Origin of the sequence: Peptoniphilus timonensis JC401 (assembly GCF_000312025.1) — a bacterium.
Classification (GTDB): Bacteria; Bacillota; Clostridia; order Tissierellales; family Peptoniphilaceae; genus Peptoniphilus_A; species Peptoniphilus_A timonensis.
Window position 1 is genome coordinate 549,961 of the sequence record NZ_HE978593.1, and the last position, 14,092, is coordinate 564,052.

Here is a 14,092-nt window from a genome sequence, read left to right on the forward strand (position 1 = left end):
ACTTACTCCTTTTTTATATTTGAAAATTCTCCATCTATTAGGGAAACTAATTCTTTAGGATTTAATTTTATTTGCATACCAACTTTTCCGCCACTTATATAAAAAAAGTTAAGATCCTCTGCCGAAGAATCAATATATGTTTTGAATTCTTTCTTCATTCCAACAGGTGAACATCCTCCATGAACATATCCTGTCAAAGGTAAAAGTTTTTTTGAGGAATCATTTCAATTTTTTTTGAATTAGATGCCCTTGCAGCTTTTTTTAAATCTAATTCACTAGATACAGGTACAACAAAAACGAAATTTTCGCCCTCTTTAGATTCTGTCACTAAGGTCTTAAAAACTTTGTCTTTATTTTCGCCTAGCTTTTCTGCTACATCTGTTCCAGATATACCATCCTTAGTTGAATATTCGATAATTTCAAAATCTATATTTTCACTTTCAAGTATTCTCATTGCATTTGTCTTTTTCATAAAATCACCTTTTCATCTATATTAATTTTACAACAAAAAAATCTTTTCTTCATCTTTTTAAAAATATATTTTATTTTATTAATTTTTTAAAAATCACATAAAAAAAGGCTGGAAATTTCCAGCCTAATTATCTTAAAAACCAATATTTTTTAAATCTTTTTCAATATTCAATTTAATCCTTTGATTATTAAAAATATTATCATCTATTGCTAATACAGATCTTACGCCCATAAGAGAATTTGAAATAAATACTTCATCAAAATCCTTAATTTCAGTATTAGATATTACTTTTTCACATATCTTGTAATTATTTATTAAATAATCTCTCATAGTACCCTTTAATAATCCAGAAGAAAGTGTTGGAGTAAAAATCTCATCATCTTTAACAAAAAATATATTTGCAAAGGAAGTTTCTGCCACTTCCTCTCTCTCATTCAAAAATAAAGCAGAATCAAAACCCTTAGATATAGCCCACCTGTGTTCTAAAATATTTTCATAATAAGAAAGACTTTTGTGATATATCATTTTCGAAGTTGTATTTCTTCTGACAGGTGAAATTTTTAATTTAAAAAGCTTATCTTCATTTCTATAATTATCTTCTCTAGAAGATAGAATAAAATTTTTATCAGAAACTATTATTTTAAGAGCAAAATTATCTTCATCCGCATTTTTTATATAAGAAATAATTTTTTCTTCATCTATCTCTTTTGTAATTCCAAAAAAATCCAAACTATTCTTTAGTCTTTTTAAATGAGCGTCAAGAAAAAGTGCTTTTCTATCAACAACTTTAATTGTCTCAAAAGCTCCCTTCCCAAAAGAGAAACCATCATCAAATTCTATTTTCATTAAAATCCTCTACATATTTTGCTATCTTTTCATAAGTCTCATAAGAAATAGTTTGTGCAGCATCACTTTTTGCTTCATCTGGATTTGGATGGACTTCAATCATAATACCATCAAGTCCAAGAGCAAGAGTTGCTCTAACCATAGGTTCAATTAATTCTCTTTTACCAGTTCCATGACTTGGATCGACAATTACAGGATAGCCAGTTTTTTCTTTAATCATATAAGCTCCAGCTAGATCAAGAGTATTTCTCATTTCTGTTTCAAAAGTTCTTATGCCTCTTTCACAAAATATTATATTTTTATTACCTTCAACTTCAATATATTTTGCTGCCATTTCCCATTCTTTTAAAGTTGCAGAAAATCCTCTCTTTAAAATTACTGGTTTATTTGTTTTGCCAACTTTTTTTAGTAAGGCATAGTTATACATATTTCTTGATCCAATTTGAAAAACATCTATATAATCTTTAATTAATTCAACATGATCTTCACTTAAAACTTCAGTGACGATAGGTAGATTTGTTTCCTCTGATGCTTCCTTTAAATATTTAACTGCATCAAATCCTATACCTTGAAAATCGAAGGGACTCGTCCTAGGTTTAAAGGCACCACCCCTTAATATATCCAGGCCTATTTTTTTAAGATCCTTTGCTTCATTTACTATATGTTCTCTTGATTCAATTGAACATGGACCCGCAATTAAAATAGGATTACCATCACCAAGATTAATATTTCTAATTTTTACGATTTTATTCTTACTTAATTTTTCTATCATTTTAATTTTTGCTTCCTTCAATATATATTTCGTCGAAATTGTTATAGTAAGATTGAAGTGCAAGAAGTGAACCCTTTGCTTTTAAAACAATTTCATCAAATTCTTCCTCTTCATTCGATAAAAGTATAATTGCTCCTCCAACTCCTATACTAGCTTTATCTTTTTCAATTAAAGCTGTTCTTATAACAATGTTAAAATCCATAGTGGAATTATTTGATATATATCCAATAGTTCCTGAATAAACACCTCTAGGATAAGTTTCTAGCTCATCAATTATTTCAAGAGTTCTCTTCTTAGGGGCCCCTGTCATAGAACCACCAGGAAAAGTTTTTTCAAGAACATCTATTATATCGACATCATCTCTAATTTTACCTGAAACTGTAGTTACAAGTTGATGCAAAGTTTTATAAGTTTCTACATCCATTAATTTTGGAACATTAACTGAACCAATTTCACAAAATTTTCCAAGATCATTTCTTAAAAGGTCTACTATCATTAAGTTCTCTGATTTTGTTTTTTCTTCACTTCTAAGTTCTTAAATTAGCTTTCTATCCTCTTCTTCAGACTCTCCTCTTTTAATGGTACCCTTAATTGGTTTCGTTGAGACAATTTTATTTTTATCAACTTTTAAAAATCTTTCCATAGATGAAGATGCTATTTTTAAATCTTCAAAAGGTAGAAAGGCACTGTACTGTCCAGGACTTTTCTCTCTGAGTTCCATATAATACTTCTTTCCATCTAATTTGTCAAAGATATCTAATCTATTTGTAAGACAAACTTCATAAGTTTCTCCTGCACAAATTAATTCTTTTATCTTTTTTATATCATCTATATAAGTTTTTTGTCTTTTTCAAATTTTAATCTTGGAAAATCTTTTTTTGTTTTTTCTTTTATATTATCTTCAAAATCTTCATCTATAATTTTTTTATATTTTCTATCCAATCTATATCGTCTTTGTAAGATAAAATATAAACTTTCATTTCCATGTGATCATAAACTATTGCTCTATCACAATATTTTAAATAGGAGTCAGGATATGGATAAGAGTGTTTATTTTTCACTTTTTCTGTATCTTTTTTTAGTTCATATCCAAAATATCCAATGTAACCCAGCTGAAAATCAAAGGGTAATTCTTCATTATAAGTCCACTTTATTCTATTATTCTTTAAAAAATTAAAAATATCTTCATTATAAGTTTCTTTTTTATTTTGTGATAAATAAATTTTTTCAACAATTTTATCATCGACATTATATTTTAGAATATGCCCTCTTTTTTCACTTTGAAGTCCAAAAATTGAAAACCTAGATAGCCCTTCTTCAATTTTACTGCTATCAAGCCAAATAGTTTTATCATCATATGCGTATAATTTTTCATATAAGACTGATGTATCAAGATTTTTATCAATTATTTCAAAATAAAGTTTATTTTCCTCATAAAAATCCCTGGTAATATTTATAAAATTTTGAATTAATTTTTCTCCATATTCACTAGCTATAGATTCTGGATGAAATTGTAAGCCATATATTGGTTTCTTCTTATGAGAAATACCCATTACAATTCCATCCTTTGTTCTTGCATCAATAGAAATATTGGGAAGTTCCTTATTTTCACATGTTAAAGAATGATATCTTGTAACTTTAAAATTATTTTCAATTCCTAAAAAAAGATTTTTTCCATTGTGAACTACTTCACTTTGTCTTCCATGCATTGGTTCTTCAGCTCTAAGCACTTTTCCACCATTATAAAAATAAATTCCTTGATGACCGAGACAAATCCCAAGAATTGGTTTGTCCAGTTTTTCTATTACTTCCTTGCAAACACCAAAATCTTTTTCCTTATCTGGACTTCCAGGTCCCGGAGAAATAATAACATTATCAAATTCTAAGTCTAAAATTTCTTCAAAAGTCAACTCATCATTTTTTATTACAATAGGTTCTACTCCACTAACTTTTCCTATGAGTTGAAAAAGATTGTAAGTATAAGAATCGTAATTATCTATTAATAGTGATCTCATTTCTGCTCCTTTAAATAATTTTTTAAGTATATAATCGCCTTTTCGTATCCAGAAATTCCGTAACCTTCAAAGGACTTTATGGCAAATTTTCTAATAAAATTAACCTGTCTAAAATCTTCACGCTCTGAAAGTTTTGATATATGAACCTCTACCGTAGGTATATTAACGGCTTTTAAAGCATCAAGTATTGCAACACTTGTGTGTGTATAGGCTGCAGGATTTATAACTATACCATCAAAATTGCTATAAGCATTTTGAATTATATCAACAATATCTCCTTCATGATTTGATTGAAATTCTTCTAATTCTATATTTTCTTTACTTGCAAGTTTATCAATTCTTTCTAATAGAGTTTCATAATTTTCACTGCCATAAATATTAACTTCTCTAATTCCAAGCATATTTATATTTGGACCATTAATCACTAAAATTTTCATAATTTTCAACTTCCTTAAAAATTAACTCTAGATTTTTATCTTTACCTTCTATAACCTTTATTCTAATATTTGATAGATCTTCATAAATTTTATGTCTTTCACAATATAATCTTTTTAAATTGTCTAAATTTTTTGAAAGTGGTCTTCCTTCTGTTTCTAAATTTTTCAAATCTCTGTCAAGATAAACAACTATAGAATTTTGTAGAATTAAATCTCTATTTTCTTCTCTTAAAATTGTTCCTCCACCTGTAGCAATTACTAGACCTGTTTCTTTACTAATTTTAGAAAGGATTTTAGATTCTAAATCTCTAAAATATTTTTCATCATTTTTTTCAAATATTTCAGGAATTTTTTTATTTTCACATTCTTCTATAAGTTGATCTGTGTCCAAAAATTTTCTATTTAACTTTTCAGCCAAGGCTTTAGCCATTGTAGTTTTACCACTTGAAGGCATACCAATAAATACTATATTTGTCATGTCAAACTTTAATTTATTGTAAATTTTATCAATTAAATTTTCATCTAACTTTTCATCTAAGAAAAACTCTGCGGCATAAAAGGCTTGAGCAACTAACATCAAAAGACCTGACATAGTTTTAATCTTTAATTTTTTTGCATCTAAAATTAATTTTGTATTAAGAGGGTTGTAAATTAAATCTATTACTCCTTCAAGTTTATTAAAATTTTCTAAATTAATTTTTGATTCCATATTATTGGGATACATTCCTATAGGAGTTGCATTTATTATTAAATTATAATCATAAAATTTTTCGATATTATTGTAATTATTTTCTCCAGACCTACTAATAACTACAAAATCTTTTACATGCTTATCAAGAAGAAGTTTTTGTAGCATCTTACTGGCACCACCACTACCTAATATTAAAACCTTCTTACTTTTTAAATTTATGCCAAATTTATTTATACTATAGTTAAATCCAAGATAATCTGTATTGTAACCTATAAGCTTTCCATTCCTATTAACAACGGTATTTACAGCTCCAATTTCTTTTGCTAGATTATCTACTTCATCTAAATATTTCATTGAAATTTCTTTATAAGGAATAGTGACATTTATACCTTTAAAATTTCTATGCTTAAAAAAGCTCCCAAGTTCATTTTCATCTATATTGCGTAAATAATAGTCATATCTTGATAAAAAATCGTGTATTTCTTTAGATTTGCTGTGAGATAAACTTTTTCCAATTAAACCATATTTAAAATTTTCATCTTTTTATTTTTGAAGTTAGTTTTTTACTCTCTTTAAAAATTTCACTGTAAATAGGTTCAACTATGTTTTTAAATTCTGGATTAATTGCTTTTTCTAATTTCTCAATGATAAATTTTTCGCGATTCTTATCTTCTATATTTAAATTATTTTTTAACTTATAGCTACCTACTTCTTTTACAATTTCCATCCTATTCTCTAATAGAGATATAATCTTAGAATCTATTTCATCCAAAATTTTTCTATCTTCCCTAAGATCTCTCATCTTTCACCTTCCATTACTAAATCAAGGATAGCTATTGCTGTTATCATTTCAATAGCAACAAGGGCCCTTGGTACTATTGTAGGATCGTGTCTTCCTACAATTTTTAATTTTTCGTTTGTCCCTTTTTTAAGAGATACTGTGTCTTGAATTTTACCAATGGAACTTGTTGGCTTAATTGCCGTTCTAAATACAATTGGCATAGAAGTTGAAAGTCCTCCTATTATTCCCCCGTGATTATTTGACTTTGTTTTTATAAGACCATCTTCATAATAATATTCATCATTATGATCACTTCCTAGCATATTTGAAGATTCAAATCCGCTTCCAAATTCTATTCCTTTTATCCCTGGAACCGAAAAAACTGCATGAGAAATAACAGATTCAATTGAGTCAAAAAATGGTTCTCCAATTCCAACTGGCATATTTAAAATGTAGCTTTCTACAATTCCACCAATAGAATTTTCTTCCTTTTTAACTTTTAAGATTTCTTCTTTCATTTTTTCTCTTACATCTTCATCTATCACTGGAAAAAGTTGATTTTTAAAATTAGAAAAATTTTCTTCTTTTATATCTTCTAACTTTAAATCAAAATCCTCTATTCCACCTAGTTTTTTAATTCTAGAAAAAATTTTTATTCCTCTCTTATCAAGCAGGTCTTCTGCAATTGAGCCTGCTATTACAATAGGTGCAGTCATTCTTCCAGAAAACTGTCCACCGCCCCTTATATCGTTGTTGGAAGAAAATTTAACGTAAGCAGGATAATCAGCATGTGATGGTCTGGGAAGATCTCTTAAATTTTCATAATCCTCACTTTTTTGATCTTTATTTTCTATAATACATGTTAAGGGTGCTCCACAAGTAATATTGTTAACTTCCCCACTAACAATTTTAAAAGAATCTAATTCATTCCTTGATGTAGAAAACTCATTTTTCCCAGGTCTTCTTCTGTCTAAATTTTTTTCTATTAATTCTCTATTTATTTTATAACCAGCTTTTATTCCATCAATTACAATTCCAATTTCTTTAGAATGTGATTGACCAAATAAAGTTACTTTAAAATTTTTTCCAAAACTATAGGACATGACAAACACCTCCAAGAGATTCAAAATCTTCATAAAAATTTTTATAAGATTTTTTTACACACTCACTATCTAAAATTGTAATAGGGCCATCTGCAAAAGTAGCGGCAATAGCAGCTGACATGGCAATCCTGTGATCATTATAAGAATGAATTTCACAACTTTTAAAACTTCTAACTCCTTTGAAAGAAAAAGAATCTTCATAAACTTGGCTTTCTACTCCCAAATTTCTTAGCATATCAAGTGTAGATTTTACTCTGTCACTTTCTTTTAACTTTAATCTCTTAGTATTTATTATATTAATTTCTTTAGCATAAAGAGCTGATAATATTGCCAATATTGGAATTGAATCAGGAATATCTTTTGCATCAATCGTAATTTTATCCTTCGCATCTTTGGTCTTTACAAATTTATAATCTTCTTTTGAGATATTTTCTAAACCCAGTTCACAAAAATATTTCAGAGATTTTTTATCAGCTTGAATTGAATTTTTATTTAGTCCAAGCACTTCTACTCCTGCTGTCAAAAAGAATAAGGCATTACTCCAGTCTTTCACTACAATATAATTTTGACTATATAATTTTCCAGAACATTTAAAAGAATTATTTACTTTTTCTATTTTTGCTCCAAATTTTTCCATTACATCAATAGTCATTTGAATATATGATTTTGATTCAATGTCCGTAGTAAGTTCAATATTATAATCTGAATCAGAACTTGCTGAAGCCAGCATAAGACCAGATATAAATTGAGAACTTATATTTGCAGTAAGCTTAAAGTTAAAATCTCTTAATTTACCTTTTAAAAATATTTTTTCATTTTTTTCTTCTATAGAGACTCCATGTTTTGGAAATAAATCAAAATAAACTTCATTCGTTCTTGAAATCAAGCTTCCTCTTCTTATTATTTCAGCATTAATGCCCAAGCCTGCAACTATTGGCAAAATAAACCTCAAACTTGTTCCACTTTCACCTACATCTATAGAAACATTTTTATTAAACTTCTCTGGGGCTTTAATGTAAAATTTACTATCTTTTTTTTGACTGAAACACCTAAAGACTTTATACAATTTAAGGAACTTTCAATGTCTTTAGACAAATCCTCAATTTCTAAAATAGATTCTCCTTCTGACAAGGCAGCACAAAAAATTGCTCTATGAGCATAAGATTTTGAACTTATTCCTAAAATTTGACCACTTAATTTTTTATTTTCAATAACTCTATTCATCATCTTTCCCTAATTCAATTAATTTTCTGAGTTCATTAAAATCCATCTTTTTATTAATAACTTCACCAATTTTTACAGGAATTATAACATTTATAAGATTGTTTTTTATTTTCTTATCGTGCTTTAAAATTTCTAATATTTCCTCCGTGTCAAAGTCATAATGAGTAGGCAATTTGTGATTTTCATAAGCACTAATTAAATCTTTATAAAAATTATCTTTAGTAAGACCCAATTTATAAGAAGCTCTTGCCATATATATAGTTCCTATGCCAATACTTTCACCATGATTTAATTTATAATTTGAAAGAGATTCAATACCGTGACCAATGGTGTGACCTAAGTTTAACTTTTGCCTTTTTCCCTTATCTCTCTCATCATCTTTTACAAATTCAAGTTTTATATTTAGTGATTTATAAATAACTTTTTCGTAGTCTAAATCTTTTGAAGATTTTAAATAATCAAAAAAATCTTTATCTTTTAGAACCGAATATTTAAAAATTTCCGCAAGCCCATTATTTATATTTCTCTCATCAAGGCTTTCTAAAAAACTGTAATCTATATGAACAAATTTTGGAAAATAAAATGATCCTATTTGATTTTTTAAGTTCATAAAATTTATTCCATTTTTCCCACCAACAGATGAATCTATCATTGATAATAAAGTTGTTGGAACAGAAATAAAATCAATTCCTCTTAAATATGTTGATGCAACAAAGCCTGATATATCTCCAACAACTCCGCCTCCAAAGGCTACAATCAAGTCACCTCTATTAAAATTATTTTCCAGTAAAAATTTATTTATATTTATATAATTTTCCATAGACTTAGATTTTTCGCCAGCTGGAAATTTATAAATAAAATAATTTAAGCCATTCATAATCTTTTTTAATCTTTTTTCATAAAGATTATAGACATTTTCATCAGTTATGACTAAAAACTTTGCTTCCTCATTTTTAAATAAATAATCTCTTAACTTTTTATCTTCTTTATATTCAATATCTATTTTATAATTATTTTCTTTAACTAGAATTTCCATAAAACACCTCTTAGTACCTATCATCTATCATAAAGCAAAGATACTTATAAATAAAGAAGGACTTATATTTATTTCCCATTATAAAAATTTTTTAATCTTAAACAAATCAAAAATCAACATAAAAATAAGAGTAGGAAAAATCCTCACTCTTATTTTTTCTTTATTAAAAGTACAAATAATAAAAATATTACTCCTATTAATACAATGGCACCGCCAGGTTTTAATCCAAAATAAAAGGACATAATTAATCCAATCATTGTAAAAATAAATCCAAAAGAAGATGCTAAAATTGTAGTTTTTAGATATCCCAGTTTAAATTGCATTGCACATGCCACTGGCACAACCATTAATGATGATATTATTAAGATCCCAACAGTTCTTGCTGAAACAGAAATTGTAACAGCTATAAGAATCATAAAAATTAAATTTATCCTATCAACATTTACACCAGATAATCTTGCTGATGATTCATCAAAGGATATATACATGAGTTCTGTAAATAAATAAGAAAATAAAATAAATACAAGAACTGCAACAACAAGTATTAAATAAAAATCCAATTCCGGTATTGCTATAATAGATCCAAATAAATATTCTTCAAAATTTGCACTTGTTTTTACAAAACCAGAAAAAAGTGATGCCAGTCCAATTCCTGTGCTCATTAATATGGCAGAGGAAATTTCTTGATACCCTGGAAATTTAGTCCTGACATATTCAAGAAAAATCGACCCAATAACACATAGAATGAGTGCCCCAATAACTGGTGATGTGGAAGTAATAAGTCCAAGCATCACACCTGCAAGAGAGACGTGAGATAGGGCATCTCCAATTACTGATATTTTTTATTTACAACAACTACTCCCATGCAAGGAATTATTATGGACAAAAATGCTCCAACTATAAGGGCCTTAATCATATATGAATATTGAAAAATTTCCATTACTTCACTTCCCTTATTTTTTTATCTTTTATTTCATAAACTTTATTTACATTGTTTTCAATTTCTTCAAGATTATGAGTTATCATCAAAATTGTTATATTATGTTCATTATTTATGTGACCTAGAAGCTGGAATAAAGATTCCTTAGATTCCTTGTCAACTCCTGTCATTGGTTCATCAAGAATGAGAAATTCAGGTGTTGCAACTAGGGTTTTTGCAATTAAAATCCTCTGTCTCTGTCCTCCTGAAAGTTCTGTGTATAACCTATCTTTGTATTTACTCATGCCAACTAAATTTAGGGCATTGTCAATTTTCTCTATTTGATAATCTTTTAATTTTCTAAATCCTCTATTACTTGGATAAAGAGCAAGAGACAACAATTCCTTTACTGTTATTGGAAATTCTAGGCTTGATGGCATGGAAAGTTGTGGTACATAGCCAACATTTTTAATTCCATTTTCTGTATAAAAAGAAACAGTGCCATAAAGAGGCTTTAGTTGATTTAAAATAAGTTTAACTAAAGTCGACTTTCCAGCACCATTAGAGCCAATAAGGGCGATGTAGTCGCCCCTAAAGACATCAAAATTTATATCATCTAAGATTAATTCATCGCTGTATTTAAAACTTAGATTTTTAATTTCTAATAATTTTTCCTTCACTATTTTAAAGCACCTACTAAATTTTCTAGATTTTTTTCCATGATGCTAAAATAATCTTCATTATTTTTAATTTGCTCTTCGCTTAGACCTTCAATTGGTGATAGCACTTTTACATGGCATCCTGTTTCCTCTGCGATAATTTTTGAAACTTTTGGATCAATTAATTCTTCTGTAAAAATAGTTGTAATTTTATTCTCTTTGATATATTTAATTATTTCAGCCATTTTTTTTGCATCTGGTTCAGTTTCTGCATTTACGCCTTTAATACCAATTTGAGTTAAAGAATAATCGTTACATAAATATCCATAAGCTTCATGACTAACTACAATTGTCTTATTTGGCAAATTATTTAAGTTATCTATATATTTTGCATCAAGTTCATCTAACATTTTAGCATATTTTTGATAATTTGACTCATAATAATCTGCATTTTCTTTGTCAAGTTCTGCTAAAGCGTCCTTTATATTTTCCATTTCAATTTTTGCGTTCTTTGGTGAAATCCACACATGAGGATCCATTTGTCCATGATGGTGAGCTTCATGATCATGCTCTTCTTCATGATTGTGATTTTCTACTACTTCCTCGTGGTTTTGGTTGTGGTTTTCTACTGCTTCCTCGTGATTGTGGTTGTGATCATGTTCTTCATCTTCATGATTATGATTTGATTTTATAAGTTCCACTCCCTTAGATGCTTCAACAACTCTTAAGTCTTTGTTTGATAAAGAATCTATTACTTTATCAGTCCAGGATTCCAAACCTGCACCATTATATATAAATAAATCAGCATTTTCCAAATTCTTAATTGCATTTGAATCTGGTTCCCAACCATGAGGTTCTGTACCCTGTGGCATAATCATTTCTACGTCAATTTTATCTCCTGCGATTTTTTTTGTAAAATCATACATGGGATAAACAGAAGCGTAAACCTTTAAATCACTTTCAGTATTTATTTCCTCTTTAGCATCTTCTGTATCAACTCCCTTTGAACAAGCTGATAATAAAACAATTCCAACTAATAAAAATAAAATCTTTTTTATATTTTTCATATTTCCTCCTAAACAATAATGATTTCTATTTGTTATTATAACAGAAATTTATATTTATGAAAGTAATTTTTTAAATTAAATAAATTTTGATATAATTGTTTATTGAAAGCAGGTGAAAATTTGAAAAGTTATGAAGAAATTTTAAGAAATAATAATTTAAAAGTTACTAAAGGAAGAATTGCTCTATTAGAACTTTTAAATGAATCCAATGTTCCCATGAACACAGAAGAAATTTTTGATTTAACAGATAAGGATACTATACCCAGCTTTACTTCCCTATACAGGATGTTAAATGAGCTATGTGACAAGGGAATTATAAGAAAAAATTTATATTCTAATGGACTCTTTTATTATGAATACGCTCAAACTGAACACAGACATTACATTGTTTGTAGTAAATGTGGAAAAGTATCTCCAATTAAAGAATGTCCAATATCTGACTTTGAAAAAATTGCTGAAGATGAAACTGGCTACAAAGTTGTTGGACATATTGTAGAGTTGAGAGGAATTTGTCCTGAGTGTCAAAATAAATAATTCCACTTTATGGAATAGTCTTCGTATTGCAAAATAATTCTTTACTTTTTATTTTTTAGAGTTATAATTAAATTAGTGAAATAATATTCAAGTTATTTTACTATCCTTTACTTATATTTCAAAAATAAAAGAGACTTACTGTACACCCCGCAGTAAGTCTCTTTTATTTTTTATTTCTTTTTAATATTTTTATTAAATTAAAGTTGTAACAAAACCACCAATTAATATTAATGGTATTCCATAGAAAGTAAATTGTGGAATACAAGTATCTTTTATGTGGTCATGTTGACCGTCAACAGAAAGTCCAGATGTTGGTCCAAGAGTTGTATCAGATGCTGGTGATCCTGCATCTCCACATACTGCTGCAATTGTAACAAGTAAAATTGTAGCTGGAACTGAATATCCAAGGCTCACTGCAATAGGAACATAGATAGCTGAAATAATTGGAACTGTACCAAATGATGTACCTATACCGAGTGTAATCATTAGACCAAGAAGAATCATAACATAAGAAGCTACAAGTTTTGAACCTCCAAGTAAAGATGTTGCAAATTGTACTAAATCATCAACTGCTCCTGTTTTTATAAGCACATTGGCGTAACCAGCTGCAATTAACATTACAAAAGCTATGAATCCCATCATACTAATACCACCATCTAACATTTTTTGTATGTCTTCCCATTTTATAACTCTAGTAACTACAATGAAGATAAGACCTACCAATGCACCTAGTGGAAGTGAATCTGTAAATATTTGTACTAAAACGGTTATTAGTCCTGATGAAAGAACTAAAATGTGTTTCTTTTCCAATTTGTCTGGAATATCTTTTACTTTTGAATCTTCTACATCTTTTTGTGAATAGTCTCTGTCTCTTGAGAAGAAGATCATTCCTCCTACAAGACCAATAAACATTATTGCTGCAACCATCCAGTTTGTTGTTATAACATCTTTTCTAACAATTGAAAGTCCTGATCTGTTAAAAGAATCTACTATAAGACCTTGAAATATTGCACCATATCCAACAGGTATTGCTATATATGGCGCCTTTAGACCAAAACCAAAGGAAACAGAAAGCATTTTCCTGTTCATTTTCATTTTATTCATATGTGAAAGTAGTGGCGGTATCAAAATTGGTATAAAGGCAATGTGAATTGGAATTATAGTTTCCGCTGCCATTGCAATTAAAATTATAATAACACAAAGAAGAATCTTGTTTTCTTTTACAAGTGATCCAATCTTTTTTGCCATTATATCTGCTGCACCAGTTTCTTGCATACAAAAAGCTAATGAACCAAGAAGTATATAACTAAGGGCTGTTTCGGCATTATTACCCATTCCTCCAATTAACAGCTCCATAGTATCTGAAATTCCTGCTCCCGAAATCAGTCCTGCACATATTGCTGAAATCATCAGCGAAAAAAATACAGGTACTTTCGCTAAACATAAAGCTGCCAAAATAATTACTGACAGCACAACTGCGTTTGAAAATATCATTTTCTCTTCCTTTCTTTTTAATTAATTCTTTACTCTACTATT

14 protein-coding genes and 4 pseudogenes are annotated in these 14,092 nt (G+C 28.3%); 1 reads left to right on the plus strand and 17 read right to left on the minus strand.

All coding sequences use genetic code 11. The features are described from left to right. Positions 1-2: 2 nt before the first annotated feature. From ybaK to HGPT_RS02725, 16 genes and pseudogenes are all read right to left on the minus strand, one after another. A pseudogene (gene ybaK / locus HGPT_RS02660) lies at positions 3-472 on the minus strand (Cys-tRNA(Pro) deacylase). Positions 473-604: 132 nt separating this feature from the next. Continuing rightward, the gene (locus tag HGPT_RS02665) at positions 605-1,318 is read right to left on the minus strand and encodes an aminotransferase class IV (RefSeq protein ID WP_019138336.1); all 714 of its coding nucleotides are present in this window, start codon (positions 1,316-1,318) and stop codon (positions 605-607) included. Then, positions 1,302-2,090: a 3-deoxy-7-phosphoheptulonate synthase gene (gene aroF, locus HGPT_RS02670; RefSeq protein ID WP_040542405.1), complete on the minus strand. Its 789-nt coding sequence runs from the start codon at positions 2,088-2,090 to the stop codon at positions 1,302-1,304. The genes HGPT_RS02665 and aroF overlap by 17 nt, the downstream gene beginning before the upstream one ends. Position 2,091: 1 nt before the next feature. Next, a pseudogene (locus HGPT_RS09680) lies at positions 2,092-2,922 on the minus strand (anthranilate synthase component I family protein). Between the two features lie 82 nt (positions 2,923-3,004). After that, entirely contained in the window at positions 3,005-4,105 is a 1,101-nt protein-coding gene (locus tag HGPT_RS09685; protein WP_040542278.1) for a glutamine amidotransferase-related protein, read from the minus strand. Then, positions 4,102-4,542, minus strand: a complete 441-nt coding sequence (aroQ, locus tag HGPT_RS02685; protein ID WP_019138338.1) for a type II 3-dehydroquinate dehydratase — start codon at positions 4,540-4,542, stop codon at positions 4,102-4,104. The genes HGPT_RS09685 and aroQ overlap by 4 nt, the downstream gene beginning before the upstream one ends. After that, positions 4,523-5,587, minus strand: a complete 1,065-nt coding sequence (locus tag HGPT_RS02690) for a shikimate kinase (protein WP_019138339.1) — start codon at positions 5,585-5,587, stop codon at positions 4,523-4,525. Before HGPT_RS02690 ends, aroQ begins: the two co-directional genes overlap by 20 nt. After that, positions 5,588-5,749 (minus strand): annotated as a pseudogene (locus tag HGPT_RS09690) (shikimate kinase); the annotation flags it as partial. Between the two features lie 19 nt (positions 5,750-5,768). Then, positions 5,769-6,035: a chorismate mutase gene (locus tag HGPT_RS09695; protein ID WP_019138340.1), complete on the minus strand. Its 267-nt coding sequence runs from the start codon at positions 6,033-6,035 to the stop codon at positions 5,769-5,771. Continuing rightward, on the minus strand, positions 6,032-7,117 hold the full coding sequence (aroC, locus tag HGPT_RS02700; RefSeq protein WP_019138341.1) for a chorismate synthase: 1,086 nt from the start codon (positions 7,115-7,117) through the stop codon (positions 6,032-6,034). Before aroC ends, HGPT_RS09695 begins: the two co-directional genes overlap by 4 nt. Then, on the minus strand, positions 7,107-8,183 hold the full coding sequence (locus HGPT_RS02705) for a 3-phosphoshikimate 1-carboxyvinyltransferase (RefSeq protein ID WP_342626042.1): 1,077 nt from the start codon (positions 8,181-8,183) through the stop codon (positions 7,107-7,109). The genes aroC and HGPT_RS02705 overlap by 11 nt, the downstream gene beginning before the upstream one ends. Then, positions 8,093-8,341 carry a hypothetical protein gene (locus HGPT_RS10325; RefSeq protein WP_281032357.1) on the minus strand — a complete coding sequence of 83 codons (249 nt, stop codon included), beginning with the start codon at positions 8,339-8,341 and terminating at the stop codon, positions 8,093-8,095. The genes HGPT_RS02705 and HGPT_RS10325 overlap by 91 nt, the downstream gene beginning before the upstream one ends. Further along, positions 8,334-9,377 carry a 3-dehydroquinate synthase gene (gene aroB / locus HGPT_RS02710; RefSeq protein WP_019138342.1) on the minus strand — a complete coding sequence of 348 codons (1,044 nt, stop codon included), beginning with the start codon at positions 9,375-9,377 and terminating at the stop codon, positions 8,334-8,336. Before aroB ends, HGPT_RS10325 begins: the two co-directional genes overlap by 8 nt. Before the next feature lie 149 nt (positions 9,378-9,526). Beyond that, a pseudogene (locus tag HGPT_RS02715) lies at positions 9,527-10,317 on the minus strand (metal ABC transporter permease). After that, positions 10,317-10,976: a metal ABC transporter ATP-binding protein gene (locus HGPT_RS02720; RefSeq protein ID WP_019138343.1), complete on the minus strand. Its 660-nt coding sequence runs from the start codon at positions 10,974-10,976 to the stop codon at positions 10,317-10,319. Before HGPT_RS02720 ends, HGPT_RS02715 begins: the two are co-directional and overlap by 1 nt. Further along, positions 10,976-12,022 (minus strand): metal ABC transporter substrate-binding protein, encoded by a 1,047-nt coding sequence (locus HGPT_RS02725; protein WP_019138344.1) that lies wholly within the window; start codon positions 12,020-12,022, stop codon positions 10,976-10,978. The genes HGPT_RS02720 and HGPT_RS02725 overlap by 1 nt, the downstream gene beginning before the upstream one ends. A gap of 120 nt (positions 12,023-12,142) precedes the next feature. Between HGPT_RS02725 and HGPT_RS02730 the strand changes: the two genes are divergently transcribed. Further along, the gene (locus HGPT_RS02730) at positions 12,143-12,556 is read left to right on the plus strand and encodes a Fur family transcriptional regulator (protein WP_019138345.1); all 414 of its coding nucleotides are present in this window, start codon (positions 12,143-12,145) and stop codon (positions 12,554-12,556) included. 192 nt (positions 12,557-12,748) lie between these two features. Here HGPT_RS02730 and HGPT_RS02735 read toward each other — a convergent pair whose 3' ends face one another. Beyond that, complete coding sequence (locus tag HGPT_RS02735; RefSeq protein ID WP_019138346.1) at positions 12,749-14,050, minus strand: Na+/H+ antiporter NhaC family protein; 1,302 nt, start codon at positions 14,048-14,050, stop codon at positions 12,749-12,751. Between the last annotated feature and the right edge of the window lie 42 nt (positions 14,051-14,092).

Excerpts from the sequence above, each read along its gene's own strand:
- HGPT_RS02725 (WP_019138344.1), bottom strand. The coding sequence starts at position 12,022 with ATGAAAAATATAAAAAAGATTTTATTTTTATTAGTTGGAATTGTTTTA.
- HGPT_RS02665 (WP_019138336.1), bottom strand. The coding sequence starts at position 1,318 with ATGAAAATAGAATTTGATGATGGTTTCTCTTTTGGGAAGGGAGCTTTT.
- aroB (WP_019138342.1), bottom strand. The coding sequence starts at position 9,377 with ATGGAAATTCTAGTTAAAGAAAATAATTATAAAATAGATATTGAATAT.
- aroF (WP_040542405.1), bottom strand. The coding sequence starts at position 2,090 with ATGATAGAAAAATTAAGTAAGAATAAAATCGTAAAAATTAGAAATATT.
- HGPT_RS02735 (WP_019138346.1), bottom strand. The coding sequence starts at position 14,050 with ATGATATTTTCAAACGCAGTTGTGCTGTCAGTAATTATTTTGGCAGCT.
- HGPT_RS09685 (WP_040542278.1), bottom strand. The coding sequence starts at position 4,105 with ATGAGATCACTATTAATAGATAATTACGATTCTTATACTTACAATCTT.
- aroQ (WP_019138338.1), bottom strand. The coding sequence starts at position 4,542 with ATGAAAATTTTAGTGATTAATGGTCCAAATATAAATATGCTTGGAATT.
- HGPT_RS02690 (WP_019138339.1), bottom strand. The coding sequence starts at position 5,587 with ATGAAATATTTAGATGAAGTAGATAATCTAGCAAAAGAAATTGGAGCT.
- aroC (WP_019138341.1), bottom strand. The coding sequence starts at position 7,117 with ATGTCCTATAGTTTTGGAAAAAATTTTAAAGTAACTTTATTTGGTCAA.
- HGPT_RS10325 (WP_281032357.1), bottom strand. The coding sequence starts at position 8,341 with ATGAATAGAGTTATTGAAAATAAAAAATTAAGTGGTCAAATTTTAGGA.
- HGPT_RS09695 (WP_019138340.1), bottom strand. The coding sequence starts at position 6,035 with ATGAGAGATCTTAGGGAAGATAGAAAAATTTTGGATGAAATAGATTCT.